The organism is Rhodococcus sp. 15-2388-1-1a, assembly GCF_002259145.1.
Classification (GTDB): Bacteria; Actinomycetota; Actinomycetes; order Mycobacteriales; family Mycobacteriaceae; genus Rhodococcoides.
The window spans coordinates 157,171-175,006 of record NZ_NPFP01000018.1; the positions used below are offsets into that span (position 1 = coordinate 157,171).

13 protein-coding genes and 2 tRNA genes are annotated in these 17,836 nt (G+C 64.2%); 1 reads left to right on the forward strand and 14 read right to left on the reverse strand.

The window, feature by feature from the left end:
- Window positions 1-31: 31 nt before the first annotated feature.
- Complete coding sequence (locus tag CH302_RS12380; RefSeq protein WP_141216635.1) at window positions 32-412, forward strand: hypothetical protein; 381 nt, start codon at window positions 32-34, stop codon at window positions 410-412.
- Here CH302_RS12380 and CH302_RS12385 read toward each other — a convergent pair.
- The 14 genes from CH302_RS12385 to dnaN all read right to left on the reverse strand — a co-directional run bounded on the left by CH302_RS12385 (window position 407) and on the right by dnaN (window position 17,708).
- Entirely contained in the window at window positions 407-2,026 is a 1,620-nt protein-coding gene (locus CH302_RS12385; protein ID WP_052048074.1) for an alpha/beta hydrolase, read from the reverse strand. The two genes, CH302_RS12380 and CH302_RS12385, sit on opposite strands and share 6 nt — an antisense overlap.
- A 119-nt stretch (window positions 2,027-2,145) precedes the next feature.
- Window positions 2,146-3,144, reverse strand: a complete 999-nt coding sequence (locus CH302_RS12390) for a GGDEF domain-containing protein (protein ID WP_230596490.1) — start codon at window positions 3,142-3,144, stop codon at window positions 2,146-2,148.
- A 205-nt stretch (window positions 3,145-3,349) separates the two neighbouring features.
- Window positions 3,350-4,300, reverse strand: a complete 951-nt coding sequence (locus CH302_RS12395) for an acyl-ACP desaturase (protein WP_037195719.1) — start codon at window positions 4,298-4,300, stop codon at window positions 3,350-3,352.
- 410 nt (window positions 4,301-4,710) lie between these two features.
- Window positions 4,711-4,783, reverse strand: a tRNA-Ala gene (locus CH302_RS12400).
- 190 nt (window positions 4,784-4,973) lie between these two features.
- A tRNA-Ile gene (locus CH302_RS12405) sits at window positions 4,974-5,047 on the reverse strand.
- 109 nt (window positions 5,048-5,156) lie between these two features.
- Window positions 5,157-6,590, reverse strand: a complete 1,434-nt coding sequence (locus tag CH302_RS30570; protein WP_255138032.1) for a DUF3566 domain-containing protein — start codon at window positions 6,588-6,590, stop codon at window positions 5,157-5,159.
- Complete coding sequence (gyrA, locus tag CH302_RS12415; protein WP_037195319.1) at window positions 6,591-9,134, reverse strand: DNA gyrase subunit A; 2,544 nt, start codon at window positions 9,132-9,134, stop codon at window positions 6,591-6,593. It abuts the gene before it with no gap.
- Between the two features lie 68 nt (window positions 9,135-9,202).
- Window positions 9,203-11,245 carry a DNA topoisomerase (ATP-hydrolyzing) subunit B gene (gyrB, locus tag CH302_RS12420; protein ID WP_037195316.1) on the reverse strand — a complete coding sequence of 681 codons (2,043 nt, stop codon included), beginning with the start codon at window positions 11,243-11,245 and terminating at the stop codon, window positions 9,203-9,205.
- 258 nt (window positions 11,246-11,503) lie between these two features.
- On the reverse strand, window positions 11,504-12,601 hold the full coding sequence (locus CH302_RS12425) for a PDR/VanB family oxidoreductase (RefSeq protein ID WP_052048104.1): 1,098 nt from the start codon (window positions 12,599-12,601) through the stop codon (window positions 11,504-11,506).
- 32 nt (window positions 12,602-12,633) lie between these two features.
- Window positions 12,634-13,551, reverse strand: a complete 918-nt coding sequence (locus tag CH302_RS12430; protein ID WP_082323866.1) for a metal-dependent hydrolase — start codon at window positions 13,549-13,551, stop codon at window positions 12,634-12,636.
- Between the two features lie 169 nt (window positions 13,552-13,720).
- Entirely contained in the window at window positions 13,721-14,284 is a 564-nt protein-coding gene (locus CH302_RS12435; protein ID WP_037195312.1) for a DUF721 family protein, read from the reverse strand.
- A complete protein-coding gene (recF, locus tag CH302_RS12440) occupies window positions 14,281-15,531 on the reverse strand; it encodes a DNA replication/repair protein RecF (protein ID WP_037195309.1) in 1,251 nt (416 codons plus the stop codon). The genes CH302_RS12435 and recF overlap by 4 nt, the downstream gene beginning before the upstream one ends.
- The gene (gene gnd, locus CH302_RS12445) at window positions 15,532-16,458 is read right to left on the reverse strand and encodes a phosphogluconate dehydrogenase (NAD(+)-dependent, decarboxylating) (RefSeq protein ID WP_037195307.1); all 927 of its coding nucleotides are present in this window, start codon (window positions 16,456-16,458) and stop codon (window positions 15,532-15,534) included.
- Between the two features lie 65 nt (window positions 16,459-16,523).
- Window positions 16,524-17,708 (reverse strand): DNA polymerase III subunit beta, encoded by a 1,185-nt coding sequence (gene dnaN, locus CH302_RS12450; RefSeq protein WP_037195305.1) that lies wholly within the window; start codon window positions 17,706-17,708, stop codon window positions 16,524-16,526.
- Window positions 17,709-17,836: the final 128 nt, after the last annotated feature.

Here is a 17,836-nt window from a genome sequence, read left to right on the forward strand (position 1 = left end):
AGCGGGGGTCGTGTTGTGGAACAGTGAGGGTATGACGAGCACAACGAAGTCCGACCGGGTTCGGTCGTCCACCGGTACCGCAGCATCCGCCCTGCTCGGCGCCGCATCCGCCGCAAGCAAGGGCCCGGCCGGAGTCGGTCTGCTGTTGGCCAGACGAGGTTACGGGCTGGCCCGCAAACAGGCTGCGCAGCGCCGAGCAGTGACCGCAGAACGCATTGCCGAAGCGAATCGCACCCGAGCGTTGGTCACGGTCGACTCGGGATCGCGTCAGACCAGGCGAATTCTCGTGTTCGGCGCCGCTGCTGCCGTCGTCGGTGGTGTCGTGTTCTTCCTCGGTCGCCGTCGCAACGAGGTGCCCCCACCCGCCGATGCTCCGCCGAGCCTGGCCGACTACGACGACACGTCGTCATAGGTACAGAACTCTCTGCAGCAGATCGAGCAGACCCGGCCTCGCTCTGACCACGGCCTCCCCGCTGCGATCGGCTACGACCAGCGCGGTATTCCGGCCGCTGGTGGAGCCCTCGGTGAGATAGTCGCTGTGCCCGATCGAATCGTGGCCCCCGTCGGAACGCTCCGTGGACAGCACGGTGACTCCGTCCAGTGCGCCTGGATCGCGACCGAATGCACCCAGGTCGGCGACGATATCGCCCTCGGCCTCCGCCGCGAAGACGTGTCCGACGGGAAGCCGAAGATCTGCCACGCTGTGTGTGCCGAATCCCGGTGATCCGAGAGCGACGAAATCGTCGACCCCGGTGTCGTCCAGGAGAGCGGTTGCCGCGGTGAGGGATCCGTACGAGTGGGCCAATACCGACAGATGCGGGTCGCTCGCACGTGCGGCGTCGAGGCCGTCCAGGAACGGAACCAGTCGATCCGCTCCCGCCCGCGCCGCCGCACCCGAGGCCACGCTCCGGTCCGGATCGAGCAGGCTCCAACCGAGCTGCGGGGCCCGGTAGTCGAGCCAGGTCACCGCGGCCGCAGACTGCGGAACAAGCTGCTGCACAGTGTCTTTGACGTTCTCCATGTCGCCGTCGTAACGAAGAAGGTTGCCGTGCACGGTCGAGTCGAGACCGGGCACGAAGACGGCGACATGGGTGGCCGTGTCGACATCGCCCACCGCTACGGCCGCCAGCGTCTCCTCGTAGGAGGAATTGTCGAGGACCAGAAGCTGCCGAGCCCCCTGCGCCAGCGTCGCGTCGATCGCATCGAGTGATGCCAGCCGCGTGCGAGTCTGCTCGAGTCCGGCATCGGCGTCACTGAACATGCCGCCGAACACGTTGTGGGCCAACTCTTTCTGCAGTTCGACTTCGACGGCGCGGAGGCGGAGACGCTCGGCGGCCAACACTCGACGGTTCGCGCTGTCACGTACTCGTCCAGGCAGGCCGTCGAGATTGCCGATCAGCGCCGGCTGTTCGACCAGCAACCTGGTGCGTGCCGCAGGCGAGAGCGCGCTCCAGAAGGCAGCATTGGCCGCCGGGGACCCGTCCCGCGGCACCGAAGCGGCAACTGCCGTCGCAACGGAGGCTGCGGAGGTTCCCCCGACGAGGCGTCGGGCAAGGACGTCGTCGAAGTCCGTGGCCGTACGAATCAGCTGCGCGATTCGCTCGGCGAGCTCCTCACGGCATCGACGTCGCTCTCGCATCGTCGACCACAGATCCACGAGCGCAACCGAATACGACGCGCCGGCGTCGGACACCGAGCCGTCGGATCCGACCGCGAATCGCTCCTCCGCCGCCGTCTGCTCCACCGAGCGGAGCGCAGTGACCAGACTCTGCATGTCTATCGACGCATCCGCGGTGCATGTCGCGATCCGAAGCAACTCGGCTGCGGCGTCTCCCAGATCGGACCGGATGCGTCTCATGGCCTCCCGTGCCGCCTCGGCCGCGGGACCGTCCCACCCTTTGCCCACAATTTCGTCCGTTACCGAATCGTGGACGGCAGCCACCTCTCGCCACCGCCGCATCAGGCTTTCGGACGCGGCGACCAGCACTCGGCTGTCCCATGACCTGAATTCGTCGAGAGTGACCATCGCGTATCCCCCGCAGCATCGTCGTTGCCGACGAGTCAACGCGAGAAGTACACCTCGCCGAGAAATCTATCCCCAGCCTGTGGATGAAATCTGGGGATCAACGATGCGTCGAGTGAGTGCTACTGCGCAATTCTGCGGATCGGGCCGCTGTAACCAGCGTCGGGATCGGACGGCCGACTGGTCCTCGGCGGTCTGCTTCGCTTCGCCCGGTACAGATCGGCGTCGGCTGCACGATAGATCTCGCCCCAGCGGCGTCCCGCGGGCATGCACGCCAATCCGACGCTCCATTCCGCGCGATGAGCGAGGCGCAGGCGCTCGATGATCTGCCAGGCCTCCTTTTCGAGAACTCCCGGCATGAACAGCACGAATTCGTCTCCGCCGAGCCGACCGAGAACATCCCGTTTGGTCAGCTGCCCCTTCCAGGCCTTCGAGACCCGAGTGAGCAGGACGTCACCGGCAATGTGGCCGTACTCGTCGTTGATCTCCTTGAAATTGTCCAGATCGAGCACGGCGAGACTGACCGACAACCCGCGAGCAGCGCACGCCGGCAGCATTTTCTCGATCTTGGATTCGAACCCGAACCTGTTGAGCAGACCGGTCAGCGCGTCGTGCGTCGCGGAATAGCGCATTCGGCGCGCGAAGACACCGAACACCTCGGTCGCACCGACGATGCCGAGCGCCACGAGGATGTAACTGATGAACGGCGTTCCGTACGGCGCAATCGCCGCTCCGATGACCGCCGAAACAGCAAGCACTGCAACCCAAATGCCTGCGTTGCGTTCGGACCAGAACGCACCGATGTGCATACCGAGGAACATTGCGGCCTGCACGCAGATCAAGAACGCGGGCATGGTGTCGCTGCTCCCCAACGCACAGGCGAGTGCCATCACCGACAACGCGGTCGCGAATCCCACCGCCTGTTTGGGGCTCGGCACACCCGCCCTCGCCAGCACCACGATCGCAGCCGGACCCAGAAGCAGAGCCAACGCGGCCAGAACCTGCTGGGCACCGGTCAGATTCGACCACGACGCTATCGCGCTGGCAGCGTAGAGAACCGTGGTGACCGCCGCGAAGACGGCGAGCATGCGGCCGGACTCGTCGAACCTGGGCCTGCTCACCAGTCGATTCCAACCGTGCAAGACCATGATTCGGCCGTCTGGAGGCAGCATTCACCGATGGAGACACCACCACTCACCCGATACCCCCCAGGCACCATCGGCCCTCCCCACGCACTACGGCCATCGCCTCACATGACCCAACGATGCCCGGACTCTAACACCTCCGAGACGCGATCACGACTCTGGCCAGAGAAGACGCAGCAGGTCAGGACGCCTTCTCGGCGCGAGCAGCCTCCCTGGCAAGCAGTCGATCACGTGACTCCTCGAACTTGGTCGCCTTCTCCGCCAAGTCTTCGACGAACGCTGCCAGTCGATCGCGATCCCGCTCGCCCTCACCCGTGAAATCGTTGCGCTCGAAGATCTTCCATTTGCGCAGAACCGGCATCAACACCTCGTCCAGATGCTGCCGGAGATCGTAGATCCCGTGCTTGGCCAAGGTCATCGCGTTCTTGCGGAAATTGGGCATGTTCAGGCCGGGCATCTGGAAGTCGGTCGCGACATCGGTGATGGCACGAACCATCTGATCGGGCACCAGATCCAGCGACGCCTCACCGAGGTTGCGATAGAAGATCATGTGCAGGTTCTCGTCCGCTGCAACACGAGCCAACATCCGATCCGCCACCGGATCTCCGCACGCCAACCCCGTGTTTCGGTGCGAGACCCGCGTGGCCAGCTCCTGAAACGTCACATACGCCACCGAGTGCAGGAAATTCGCGCCGTCCATCGGCGCATCGATACCCACCGTCATGTGATGCATGCGAGCCCGCTCCAACTCCACGGGATCGACCGCGCGGGTCACGACCAGATAATCGCGCATGACGATGCCGTGCCGGTTTTCCTCCGCAGTCCAGCGCCCCACCCATGTGCCCCACGCACCGTCCAACGAGAAGTTGTCCGCCAACCCACGGTGATACGACGGCAAGTTGTCCTCGGTCAGCAAATTGGTGATCATCGCCGTACGAGCCACTTCCGACAGCGACGACTGCTCGAGAGACCAGTCCTGCCCACCCATCGCCGCAAAGTTCCGCCCCAGATCCCACGGAACGTAATCATGCGGATGCCATTCCTTCGCCATGGACAGATGGCGATTCAGATTGGCTTCCAGCGTGCCGTCGAGTTCGGTCAACAGCTCTTCATGATCGAGAACACGCGTCATCTGCGGGGCTCCTTCGAAACTCGAGATGCCCGAATCGCCAACCGATCCGAGACAGTGGCGAACACCGCCCGCCGAGATCGAACGACGGCACACCCCCCTGCGGTGCGCCGTCTCGACCGTTCACGTCGATCCGAGAACCGACGCCCTTGCACACCGACCACGCTAAGGACCGAACCATCGATGCGACACAGAACAGATGACTGTCTGGATATATGGGCGCCGAAGCACAGACCGCCTTGGGTCCGATCACAACCGGACGGCTGATCCGCTGCGGACGTCGCGGTACTCGAGGGCACTCAATGTCACATTCAGTGGCCTTTTGGGGGGTCGATGTCACATCGAGTGGACTTGGGACCGGATGGAGAGAGACAAAAAAGGACGCCCACCGAAGTGGACGTCCCTTTTTCTTGTGGAGCCTAGGAGATTCGAACTCCTGACATCTGCCTTGCAAAGGCAGCGCTCTACCAACTGAGCTAAGGCCCCGGGTGTTGCCGGTAATCGTGAACGAACCTTACACGTCCACTCCGAGCGATTGTCACGCGGTGGGGATGCTGTGCCAGACGCCGTCCGAGCTGCGCTGCGAGCGCACCTTGGATAATGTCAGCACTGCGATCACCGCCGATGCGACCAGAAGAAGGATTTTCACGTCCTGCCTCTTTTCGTTCGTTCGGTGTGGGCCTAGGAGGACTTGAACCTCCGACCTCTTCCTTATCAGGGAAGCGCTCTAACCGCCTGAGCTATAGGCCCTCATCACTACTTCGGACCGAAGAAAACCTCTCCTCGAACCGAGGGATGAGATTACCGTATCGGGCCGCTGTCTTCCAAAACGGCCCGATACGGCTCTCGATGGTGCAGGTCAGTCGCGGTCTGCCAGTGTCACTTCGACGCCACCGACCAGGTCCGAAGACAGGTTGTAGATGAAGGCGCCGATGGTGGTGAGAGCGGTGAAGAGGACGACATTGATCACACCGATCACTGCTGCGTAGCCGAACACCTGCCCGGCACTGACAAGTCCGCCGTCGCCGGATTCGTTGACGATCTCGGTGAACGCACTGTTGAGACGTTCCCAGACGCCCATGCCGTCGAGCACGGCGTACAGCAGGCCGACGGACACCATCCACACGAAGAACAGTGATACCGCGATCACGAGGGCGATCTTGAGCGTCGACCACGGATCGATCTTGCGGATCTGAATGGTCGCCCGCAGGGGATCGCCGTCCGCACTGGGCACGGCCGTGATGGCCGCGGGTGCTGCGCGCTCGGACGGGGACGGCTCCGGGTGCCGGACGGCAGACAGATCCGGCATGTCCTTCGCCAGATCCTTGCGTTCGATGTGCCGTGTCGGCCCGTCGATGACCGCCGCCTTCGACCTGGCGGCTTCTCGCCGTTCGGTCTTGTCCTCGGTCGATTCGCGCTGGACCGGCTCGGCGGCCGTACGTGCGGACCGATCGAACTCTGCGTTCGGAGGCAATGCGGCACCGCGTCCGGACAGGTTGGTCTGCGGCTGGTTCTGCGGCTGCTGCCGGTCGTCCGTTCCTTGCGATGCGGGACGCTGACCGACTCCGCGCTGCCAGGGCGGCGTTCCGGAGCCACCGTGTGGAGCGTCGTTCTGCTGGGCCGGCATCGCCTGAGTGGCTGCCGGACCGGCCTCCTGAACCCGAGCGGGCTCACGAGATGCTTCACCGGCGGCCGCCGACTCGGCGGACACCTCCGGAGAGCGCACGGTCTCGTCGGGCGACGCCGAAGGCTGCGGGGCCGAGGGCTGCTGTCCCGACGGCTGCGGGGTTGCCTGCCGTGGGGGTTGACCGGCCGGTGCCTGCCGCTGCGGTGGCTGACCGTTCGGCGGCGGACCACCATTGGGCCGGCCGGGTGCTTGCTGACCTGGACCGGGTTGACGGCCAGGAGCCTGGGGCGGCTGAGCCTGCGGCGGACCGGCAGGAGCCTGTCCCTGACGAGGGGCAGGCGGACCCTGTTTGCCGGACCCCGGGGGCGCCTGGGGCGGCGGTCCCTGAGGTGCGGGCGGTCGCTGCGGGGGCGGAGGTCCCTGAGCCGGACGAGCCGGGCCGTTCTGAGCACCGGGTGCCGGTCGCATCGGAGGGCGAGCACCCCCCTGCGGGGCCGGGCCACGGCCCGCGGCGGGCGCCGGACGAGCAGCCGGCTGCGGACGGTTGCCCGGGCGAGCTCCCTCGGGCGGCACCGGACGCGCGGGCTGCGCAGCCCGATCACCGTCCCGGCTGTCCGGTCCACCGCTGGGGCCGGGCCTGCTACCAGGCCGGTTGGGAGTGCTCACTTACGACTCCTTCGCTGCATCGTCTTCGGTGCCCAGAGCATCCGGTTCGATCTCGTCGGCGTTGCGCGCGATCGCGAGCAGGGTGTCGCCTTCACCGAGATTCATCAACCGCACGCCCTTGGTCTGTCGGCCGGCCTTCCGAACCTGCTTGGCAGCGGTTCGGATTACGCCACCACTGGACGTGATGGCGTACAGCTCGTCCTCGTCGTCGACGATGAGAGCTCCCACCAGCGTGCCACGCTTCGGGTCGTACTGGATTGTCAGCACTCCCTTTCCGCCGCGGCCTTGCTGGGGGTAATCCTCCATCGCGGTGCGCTTGGAGTAACCACCCGACGTAGCGACCAGCAGGAACTTGTTCTCGCTGACGACGTTGAGCGAGAGCAACGCGTCCTCGCCGTTGAAGCGCATACCCTGCACACCCGAGGTGGCACGGCCCATCGGGCGCAACACCTCGTCGGTAGCAGAGAACCGGATCGACTGACCCTGCGCCGAGACCAGCAACAGATCGTCGTCCGAGGACGCGAGAACGGCTCCGACCAACTCGTCCTCACCACGCAGGTTGACCGCGACGATGCCGCCGCTGCGGTTGGAGTCGAAGTCGGTCAGTCGTGACTTCTTGACCAGACCGCCCTTGGTGGCGAGCACCAAGTACGGAGCATCCTCGTAGGTCTTGATCTGGATGACCTGCGCGATGCGCTCGTCCGGCTGGAAGGCGAGCAGGTTCGCGACGTGCTGACCGCGGGCGGTTCGGTTCGCCTCGGGCAGTTCGTAGGCCTTGGCCCGGTAGACGCGACCCTTGGTGGTGAAGAACAGGATCCAGTCGTGCGTGGAGCAGACGAAGAACTTGCTGACGATGTCGTCCTGCTTGAGCCCTGCGCCCATCACTCCCTTGCCACCGCGCTTCTGCGAGCGGTAGAGGTCGGTCTTGGTGCGCTTGGCGTATCCGGTCTCGGTGATCGTGACGACCACGTTCTCCCGCGCGATCAGATCCTCGTCGTTGACGTCCCCGTCGGCGGCGATGATGCGCGTACGACGGTCGTCGCCGAACTTCTCGACGATCTCGGCGAGCTCGTCTCGCACGATCTGTCGCTGCCGCTCCGGCTTGGCCAGAATGTCCTGCAGGTCGGCGATCGTACGTTCGAGTTCTGCCAACTCGTCGATGATCTTCTGACGCTCGAGGGCTGCGAGGCGTCGCAGCTGCATGTCGAGGATGGCCTGGGCCTGGATCTCGTCGATGTCGAGCAGGTCGATCAAGCCCTGCTTGGCCAGATCCACCGTCTGCGACGCACGGATCAGCGCGATGACCTCGTCGAGTGCGTCGAGAGCCTTGACGAGTCCACGCAGAATGTGGGCCCTCTCCTCCGCTCTGCGTAGCCGGTACCGAGTACGCCGAACGATCACGTCGAGTTGGTGAGTGACGTAGTACCTGATCATCTGGTCCAGGCGCAGTGTGCGCGGGACGCCGTCGACGATCGAGAGCATGTTCGCGCCGAAGCTCGTCTGCAGCTGCGAATGCTTGTAGAGGTTGTTCAGCACCACCTTCGCGACCGCGTCGCGCTTGATGGTGACCACGATGCGCATACCGACACGGTCGGAGGACTCGTCGTCGATCTTGGAGATGCCCGAGAGTTTGCCGTCCCGCACCTGCTCGGCGATCGAGGTGATCAGGTTGTCCGGGTTGACCTGGTACGGCAACTCGGTGATGACGATCGTGGTGCGGCCGTTGGAATCTTCTTCGATCTCGACGACGCCGCGCATCCGGATGGAGCCGCGGCCGGTGGAGTACGCATCCTGGATGCCCTGGCCACCGACGATGAGTCCGTGCGTCGGGAAGTCGGGGCCCTTGACGCGCTCCATGCAGGCCGCGAGCGTTGCTTCCTCGTCGGCCTCGAAGTTGTCGAGTGCCCAGAACACCGCGTCGCCCAGTTCACGCAGGTTGTGCGGCGGAATGTTGGTGGCCATACCGACGGCGATGCCGTTGGAGCCGTTCATCAACAGGTTCGGTACCCGCGACGGAAGTACCGTCGGCTCTTGGGTTTTGCCGTCGTAGTTGGGGATGAAGTCGACGGTTTCCTCGTCGATGTCGCGCAGCATCTCCATCGCGAGCGGGGTCAGCCGCGCCTCGGTGTAACGCATGGCTGCGGCGCCGTCGTTACCGCGCGAACCGAAGTTGCCCTGGCCATCGACCAGCGGGTACCGCATCGACCACGGCTGGGCCAGACGCACCAGTGCGTCGTAGATCGAGGTGTCACCGTGTGGGTGGTAATTACCCATCGTTTCGGCAACGGGGCGTGCGGATTTGACGTAGCTGCGGTCGGGTCGGAAGCCCGAGTCGTACATCGCGTACAGGACGCGGCGGTGCACCGGCTTGAGTCCGTCACGCACCTCGGGCAGGGCACGCCCGACGATGACGCTCATGGCGTAATCGATGTAGCTGCGCTGCATTTCCTGCTGGATGTCGACCGGATCGATCCGGTCGCCGCCCTCGGCGTTGGTGGTCGATCCCGGCGGGGGTCCTACCGGCGGTTCGGTGATGTCAGACATGCAATTCTCCTCGAGAAACGGTCACCTTCACGCACCGAGAGAACACATCGGTGCGTGAAGGGAAGTGACTAGACGTCAAGAAAGCGAACATCTTTCGCGTTGCGGGCGATGAAGCTACGACGCGCGGAGACGTCCTCGCCCATCAGAACGCTGAACAGTTCGTCGGCGGCGGCCGCGTCGTCCAGCGTCACCAGACGCAGGACTCGGACCGACGGATCCATCGTGGTCTCCCACAGTTCCTTGGCGTTCATCTCGCCGAGGCCCTTGTAGCGCTGGACGCCGTCCTCGACGTTGATCTTGCGCTTGTTGGCGATGCCGGCCTCGAGCAGACCGTCGCGCTCACGGTCGGAGTAGGCGAAGTCCGGTTCGCCGCGGCTCCACTTCAGCTTGTACAGCGGCGGCATGGCGAGGTAGACGTGGCCGTGCTCGATCAGCGGTCGCATGAAGCGGAACAGCAGCGTCATCAGCAGGGTGGAGATGTGCTGGCCGTCGACGTCGGCGTCGGCCATCAGCACGATCTTGTGATACCGCAGCTTGGTGATGTCGAACTCGTCGTGGATGCCGGTACCGAAAGCGGTGATGATCGACTGGACCTCGTTGTTCTTGAGGACGCGGTCGATGCGAGCCTTCTCGACGTTGATGATCTTTCCGCGCAGCGGCAGGATCGCCTGGAACATCGAGTCTCGCCCCGACTTGGCCGAGCCGCCTGCGGAGTCGCCCTCCACGATGTAGATCTCGGACTTGCTCGGATCGTTCGAGCGGCAGTCGGCGAGCTTGCCGGGAAGGCCACCGATATCGGTTGCGCTCTTGCGGCGCACCAACTCTCGGGCCTTACGTGCAGCCATCCGGGCCTGCGCGGACGAGACCGCCTTGTTGATGATGGTCTTGGCGTCGGCCGGGTTGGATTCGAACCAGTGCGCCAGGTGCTCGTTGCATGCCTTCTGTACGAACGACCGAATCTCGGTGTTGCCGAGCTTGGTCTTGGTCTGCCCCTCGAACTGCGGTTCGCCGACCCGCACCGAGATGACTGCGGCAAGACCCTCGCGGATGTCGTCGCCGGTGAGCTTGACGTCCTTCTCCTTGACGAGCTTCTTCTCCAGCGCGTACTTGTTCACCGTCGAGGTCAGAGCGGTTCGGAAACCCTCTTCGTGGGTGCCGCCCTCGTGCGTGTTGATGGTGTTGGCGAAGGTGTGCACCGACTCGGAGTAACCGGCGTTCCACTGCATGGCGATCTCGACCTCGTGGCCCTCACCCTTGCCGGTGAAGCCGACGACCGAGTTGTGGATCGCGGTCTTGGTCCTGTTGATGTGCTTGACGAAGTCGACCAGACCGTCGGGGTAGTGGTAGGTGCGCTTGCGCACCTTGGCCGGCTTGGCTGCTGCGGCGTCGGCCTGCTCTTCCTCCGCCGTCTTGGGAGCCTCGGCCGTCTCACCGAGTTCTTCCTCGGTCGCGTCGGTTGCCGCCACTCGCTCGTCGGTGAAGTTGATGGTCAGTCCCTTGTTCAGGAACGCCATCTCCTGCAGGCGGCGGTGCACGGTCTCGAAGCTGTAGTCGAGGGTCTCGAAGATCTTGCCGTCGGCCCAGAAACGCACGGTGGTACCGGTCTCACCGGTGTCGCCGACGGTCTCGAGGGGACTGGGCTTGGCGTAGTCGTAGGTCTGCTTGTAGCGATGACCGTCGCGCGCGATCTGCAGCTCGACCTTGGTGGAGAGCGCGTTCACCACCGAGATGCCGACGCCGTGCAGTCCACCGGACACCGCGTAGGAGTCGGAGTCGAACTTGCCGCCTGCGTGCAGCTGCGTCATGACGACCTCGACGGTGGGTACACCGGAGGAGTGCATGGCGACGGGGATTCCTCGACCGTCGTCCTTGACCTCGACGCTGCCGTCCTCGTGGATGGTGACGTCGACGGTGGAGGCATAGCCGGCCATGGCCTCGTCGACGGAGTTGTCGACGACCTCCCAGATCAGGTGATGCAGGCCTCGTTCACCGGTGGAACCGATGTACATACCGGGCCTCTTACGAACCGCTTCCAGGCCCTCGAGGACCGTGATGGACGAAGCGCCGTAATCCTTGCTGTTCTCGTTGTTACCTGACTTCTGGGCAGCCACGGTTAGCTGGTTCTCCTTCTACGCGTCCACTACCCCGCTCACACCCCGTCAGGGTGCTACCGCAGGGACGAGCGCAGTCGCTTTCGGCCGCGCCCGGGTCCATGCGTTTGTTCCGGGCTTGATGTCGTACCGGTCCATAGTACTGGTTGCCTACGACAGCATGGGCACGATGACACCCCTAAAAGGCCCCTGATTGCTTCACAGGCGCATTTTCTCGATGCCGGACGACAAATATGAAGGGTGAATCCAGCTGCTCCGCTAGAGATCGAGCACGATCCGTTCGCCCTCGGATCGCGAAACGCAGATCAACATCTCGTGCTGCTGCTCCTCGACCGTGAGTCGATTCTCTCGATGCTGCGGTGTTCCGCTCAGTACTCGAACCCGACACGTCCCGCAGAATCCCTGTTGGCAGGAGTACGCGACGTCCGGGCGCAGACGCCGAATGGCATGCAGCGCAGTCTCGTCCGGACCCACTGCGATGACCTGCCCGGAATCGACGAGCTGGACCTCGAACTCGGCGCCGTTCTTCACCGGCGGAGGCGAGAACCGCTCGAAGTGCAGATGAGTGGCGGGCAGCGAGTCGAACGAGGCCCGAACCAGATCGATCATCGGCGGAGGTCCACACACGTAGACCGAACCGCCGGGTGCCGTGGCACCGAGCAGATCCATGCTCGACGGCATGCCGTCCACATCGTCGGTCCGCACCGTCACGCGATCGGCATCCCAGCCGGCGATCTCGTCGAGGAACGGCATCGATTCGCGCGAGCGGCCGCAGTAGACGAGGTGCCAGTCCATCCCCGTCTCACGAGCACGACGCACCATCGAGATGATGGCGGTGATGCCGATTCCGCCGGCCACGAACACTGCATGCTCGGACTGGACGAACGGAAAACCGTTGCGCGGCCCACGAATTGACACCTCGGTGCCGACCGGGAGATCGTGCATCTCACGCGACCCGCCGCCGCCGTCGGGCACCAGGCGCACGGCGATGGAGTAGGAGTCGGTATTCGGTCGTCCGCACAGCGAGTACTGCCGACGGCGTCCGGACGGGAGATAGAAATCCAGGTGCATTCCCGGTGCCCAAGCAGGCAGCGCCGCGCCGTCGGCGGCCGAGAACGTCAGTTGGACCACCTGCTCGTCGACGCACAGCACCTCACGTGAATCCAACGTCAGTAGCCGGGTGCGTGCGACGGCCGGCGCCGCGAACGACGCGTCGTAGTCGTCACCGTCGAGCAGAGCGAACCATTTGTCGAGCGCATCGGTCACCAATGACACGGTCTGATCGGGCTCGTCACGGCCGTACAGATTTTTCGGAATGGTGCGTCCCGCTCGGAACGAGTCGACCATCTGTGCCATTGCGCCGAGCTTGCTCCGCAACGTGCGTTTGGTCATCGATCGGCGGACCGAGCTGCCGGTGAGGTGGCCAGATACTGCACTGCCTGCGCCGTCGACCCTTCCTGAGAAGGGTGATAGGTGCGCTTGAAGTAGCGCAGCGATGCCTTCACCATCGACATCGGGGTCGGGAACAGACCGGCGTTGGCCACTCGGCGAAATTCTCGGAACGACGGGGTGCGCTGCTTGGGTGGAAGGTGCGCGAGCGTCGGATCCTGGCTCATCAGAAAGCGAACACCGCGGGTCCAGAACCACACGAGGGTGGGCGCGATGACGACGTACGTGCGAATTCGGCGGGCCGGGCGCACGTCGAAGTACCGCATCACCTCGTAGGCCACCGAACGATGTTCGACCTCCTCGGCTCCGTGCCACCGCAGCAGATCCAGCATGATCGGATCGACGTCGGCCTCGTCCAACTCCGAGGCATTGAGCACCCAATCGCCCAGGAAGGCGGTGAGGTGCTCTGCGGCGGCGATGAGGGCGAGACGTTCGACCAAACTGTTCTGGCCGTGACCGGACCTGTTGCCGAGGGCGCGGCCGAAGAGAAACTTCATCTGATCGACGTAGGGATCGACATCGATGCCGTGCGCCCGGAGCTGGTCGTGGACATCGGTGTGCGCCTGCGCGTGCATGGCTTCCTGACCGATGAATCCGATCACGTCGTCGCGCAGTTGATCGTCGTGGATGAGCGGCAGCGCTTCCTTGAACGTGCGCACGAACCATTCCTCGCCCTCGGGCAGTAGCAGGTGCATCACGTTGATCAGGTGGGTCGCGAGTGGATTGCCGTCCATGTAGTGCAACGGCAGAGAATTCCAGTCGAACTCGACTTTTCTGGCATGTAGAACGACTCGGTCTTCGGGGGTTCCGTCCACATCGACGGCCGCTGTCGATGCCTTCTTGGTTGGTGCAGACACAACTTCTCCTCGTCCGATGGCCGTGCAGAACATCTTCATCGATCCCCCGACCGCTGAGTGTCGCGAATCACGCTACGCACATCGACCATGTCACAGCAACACTGGCCCCAACATCTGTTGAGGATCACCTGGACCAGCCGGTTCGGAAAGCCATCGTTGGGATGTATCACTATCCGTACGTGTCGCGCGGGCCCCGTCCGCGCACGTGACGTTCTCCCTTTCTCCAGCTCTGCGTCGTCGGACCGGTGATACGCAGAGACGTCACCACGCCGTGACCGACGGCGGCTGCGATCTTGGCCAGAATCTGCGACTGCATCAGCCTCAACTGCGTCGCCCATGCCGTGGACTCCGCCGAAATACTCAACACTCCGTCCTTGAGACCGGTGGGGTCCGCATGAGCCGAGATGTCCTCGCCGACCACGCTCGGCCACCGGCCCAGCACCGCGCCCTCGGACACCTTGGCCGACCACCCACGCTTGGACGCGATCGAATTCGCCAACGCCCCGAAGGCCTGTGGATCACGGTCGTCCGGTCCGGCACCCGACCAACCGCGTCTACGACGCCCCCGCAGCGCTCGAACTCCGCCGGTGGGCGACGACCGTCCCTGTCCAACCGATTTGCCACTGGCCTTGGCTGCGGCCCGCGCGTCCTCGAGTGCTCGACGCGCCAGATCGACGCCCTTCAGTTCCGGTACTTCACCGTTGTCTGTGGGCGATGCCTCGTCGTCGGTCATGGAACCTCACCTTCCGAACGTGCGATGCCGTTGTCGTCCGACAGGTCCGAGATTCGCGAGATACGCCCTGCTGCACCGGAATCCGAACTCTGCGTCGCCTCGACCCCGTACCGTCGAGCATCGAGTTCGGGAGGGACGTCCTCCGGTACCGCCGCCGTGATGAGGACCTGCTCTGCGCCGGCGGCCACCGTCGCCAACGCCGTGCGCCTCTTGCGGTCGAGCTCGGCGAACACGTCGTCGAGCATCAGAACCGGGTCGGTGCCGTCCTCTCGCAACAGCGCAAAGGACCCGAGCCTCAACGACAGTGCATACGACCACGATTCACCATGGCTGGCAAAGCCTTTGGTCGGTTGATCACCGAGCATCAATTCCAGGTCGTCGCGGTGCGGTCCCACCAGACACACCCCACGTTCGATCTCGCGCTGTCTCATCACCGAAAGTTGGTGAAGGAAAGCAGCTTCCAGCACATCGATGTCATCAGGCTCGGGTGCGCGATCGGCATCGGAGAATTCCGGTGGGAGGGCATCGGCAAGACTGCAACGGTAGGCAACGGCAGCCAACCGCGATTCCGGTGCGATCGAACTGTAGGCCTGTTGCACAAAGGGCATCAGCTCGTGCACCAAAGCTATTCTGGCAGCGAGCAATCGAGCGCCATGAGCCGCGAGATGACCATCCCAGACGTCCAGGGTGGCAAGGGCACTCGCGCCGTCGCCGGACGACGCTCCGCGGCGCAACGATCCACTAGCAGTCTTCAGCAGAGCCGATCGTTGCCGCAGAACCTTGTCGTAATCGGCACGGACAGTGGCCATTCGAGGAATGCGGCTGGTGAGCAGCTCGTCGAGATAGCGTCGTCGCTCGCCGGGATCGCCGCGGACCAGCGAGAGATCCTCGGGAGCGAACAGCACACTCTGCAACACGCCCAGAATCTCGCGTGGGCGCCGCAGTGGTGACCTGTTCATCCGAGCCTTGTTGGCTCTACCTTCGAGAAGCTCGACATCGATGATCAGTTCGCGACCGTGATTGACCACGGCACTGCCCACGAACGCCTTGGCGGCACCTGCCCTGATCATGGGAGCGTCCGACGACACGCGATGGGAGGACAACGTCGACAGATAGTTGATCGACTCGAGCAGATTGGTCTTGCCGTGTCCGTTCGGCCCCACGAACACGGTCGAGCCCGGTCCGAGGTCGACGGTGAGGTCGTCCCAGGATCGGAAATCGTGTAGCTGCAGAGACCGGACGAACACTTACTCGGTGTTCTTCGGCGCCGGGGCGCGCAGGGTCTCGTCGGCGTCGGCCTTCTTGACCGCATGCCCGCCGAACTGATTCCGCAGTGCCGAAACAGCCTTCATGGCAGGCGAATCCTCTTGCCGCGACGCAAATCTCGCGAACAACGCCGCAGAGATCACCGGCGCGGGGACAGCGTGACGAATGGCTTCCTCGACGGTCCAGCGGCCCTCACCGGAATCCTCGGTGTACCCGGAGATCTCACTGAACTCCGGATCCTGACCGAGCGCTTCGACCAGTAGATCGAGCAGCCACGACCGCACGACCGTGCCCTTGCTCCAGGCCCGCAGCACTCCTTGCACGTCCTGCACGAGTTCTTCGGCTTCGAGGATCTCGTAACCCTCGGCATACGCCTGCATCAGCCCGTACTCGATGCCGTTGTGCACCATCTTCGAGTAGTGACCGGCACCGACCGGACCGGCGTGAACGAAACCGTCCGCGCGCTCGCCCTCGGGACGCAGTGCATCGAAGATCGGCATCGCACGGGCGACATGCTCGTCCTGGCCACCGACCATCAGGCCGTAGCCGTTCTTCAGGCCCCAGACGCCACCGGATACTCCGGCATCGATGTAGCCGATTCCCTTGGCGTCCAACAACTCTGCGTTGGGCTTGTCGTCGGTGAACCGAGAGTTGCCGCCGTCGATCACCAGATCGCCCGGCTCGAGCACATCGGCCAGACCGGTGACGGTATCGCGGGTGATCTTGCCCGACGGAACCATCACCCACACCACGCGGGGCGCCGTCAACGCCTGCGCCAGACCGGCCAGTGACGGGGTGTCGGTCACCTCGGGTCGAGGGTCGTAACCGACGACCTCGTGACCGTGCTCACGCAGTCTCTCGCGCATGTTGAAGCCCATTTTTCCGAGACCGACCAAGCCCAGTTGCATGATGAGGCGTCCTTGTCTGTGTCAGGTGCGAAAGTTCCCGCGGGTTCAACAGTAACGAGGCTGGATCAGCCCGGCAGCCTGACCGGCATCAGCAAGTACGTGTACTCGGACTGCGGCGCCGCGAACTTGCCTGCGTCATCGGGCACGAGTTCCTCGTCCGAGGTCGGCCGCAGCACTGCGGGCCGGCTCGGCGTGGTGAATCCGAAGGTGACCTTCTCGCTGTGCAACGACGACAGTCCGTCGATGAGGTAGCCGGGGTTGAACGCGATGGTCAGTGCCTCGCCCTGGAAATCGGCAGGCAGTGCCTCCTCGGCGCGGCCTGCATCGTCGCCACCTGCGGAGAGCAACACGCCCTCGGCGTTGAATTCCAGGCGAACCTGCGCGCCACGCTCGGCAACGAGAGCCACACGCTTGATGGCCTCGATGAGCGATGCGATCTCGAGGGTCGCCACCGCAGTGTGCTCGGCCGGCAGCAACTGACGGAACTTCGGGAATTCGGCATCGAGCAGACGCGTGGTGGTGCGGCGCCCGTCGCTGACGATGCCCAGCAAACCGTCGCTACCGATGGACGAGCCGGAACCGAGGGCCAGCTCGACCGGTGAGCCGGAGTTACCACCGAGCGTTTTTGCCGACTCGGACAAAGTCTTGGCCGGGATGAGCACCGCGGTGGTGGTGTCGGCCCCGGCGGGAGCCCATTCCACCTCACGAACCGCCAACCGGAAACGGTCGGTGGCCGCGAGAACGACGTTGGTGCCGTCGATCTCCACGCGGATACCGGTGAGCATGGGAAGCGTGTCGTCCTTGCCCGCCGCAATCGCGACCTGGGCAATCGCCTCGGAGAAGACGTCACCGGCCAGCGAACCGGTGTTGCTGGGCAACTCGGGGAGCTGCGGGTAATCCTCCACCGGCATCGTCGGCAGCGAGAACTTGGCGCTTCCGCAGTTGACCAGAACGCGGGTGCCGTCGACCGTGACGTCGACCGGCTTGTTCGGCAGCGACTTGGTGATATCGGCAAGTAGCTTGCCCGACACCAGGACTCGGCCGGCAGTGGCAACTTCGGCCGACACTTTGACCTGAGCGGAGACCTCGTAGTCGAATCCGGAAACCGTCAGACCCTGCTCGTCGGCAGCGAGAAGAACTCCACCGAGAACGGGAACGGGCGGCCGAGACGGCAGGCTACGGGCTACCCACGCGACGGAATCGGAAAAATCTTCACGAGCAACGCGAAACTTCAAACTTCCAAGCTCCATCGCTCGGCATTTCCTCTCGTTCGGTGGTGTTCGTCGTCATGGCCGGAGCGGTGCAACCACGATGGTTGCGGCTCGAACCGATGCAAGGACGAGTGTGGCACATCCAGCGCAAGCACACCGTATGCCCT